We start from the raw sequence: 756 nt of genomic DNA, 5'->3' as shown, positions 1-756 counted from the left end.
CTGCTGAGCCTCGGCGCCCCGGGCCTGGGCGGGGGCCTTGGCCGAATGCTCCTCGGACTTCTTCTTCTCCGACAACGCCTGGTCGAACGCCGGCTCATTGCCCTTCTTCAGCTGCTCCTCGGTGACATCCGCCTCCGCCATCGCCTGATCGTTGGCCTTGGGGCCCTGCGAGAAGTCGGTGACCGAGGCCGGCTGCTTGTCGGGCACGGCATCGGCCGCGTTGGGGGCGCCCGGGTTGGCGGGCGGCTGATCGGGCGTGAGCGGGGTGACCGGCTTGTCCTTGGCCTTGGACAGGTCCGGCGGCGCCTTGGTGGTGGTCTCGATGTCCTTGGCCGAGGACTTCTTCCCCTCACCGACCTTGCCGTCGACCTGCTCCTTGACCTGCTCGGCCTTCCCTGACTTAGAAAACTTCTCCGCGTCGTCCAGGTTCTTGGGAGCCTGCTTCTCGATCGCCTCGTTGACCGCCTTGACGAACGCGGCCTTGTCGAACGCACCCGGCTTGGCCGCGTTCATCTTCTCCGCGTTCGCCGCCTTGCCCTGCGCCTCCTTGTCATCCGGCGGCGCGACAGCCGCGTCCTGCGCGGCCTTGGACTCGGCCACCGCCGGCGGATGCTGTGCGACCTTCTGCTTCTTCGCCGCCACATCCGACTTCACCCTGCGGAAACCCGGCGCCTGAGCCGCCGGCGTCTTCACCGGAGCGGTGTAGCGCTGCGCGACCAGACGGGACACCGCACGGTTGCCGACCGCACCCTGCAG

The 756-nt window shown here is 68.5% G+C and carries 1 pseudogene; it reads right to left on the bottom strand.

Going from position 1 to position 756, the window contains the following annotated elements:
* Positions 1 to 756, bottom strand: a pseudogene (locus E4099_RS32570) (hypothetical protein); the annotation flags it as partial.

Origin of the sequence: Streptomyces palmae (genome assembly GCF_004684805.1) — a bacterium.
Lineage (GTDB): Bacteria > Actinomycetota > Actinomycetes > Streptomycetales > Streptomycetaceae > Streptomyces > Streptomyces palmae.
The sequence above is the reverse complement of the archived record's forward strand: the minus strand, read 5'-3'. Positions and strand labels throughout refer to the sequence as shown.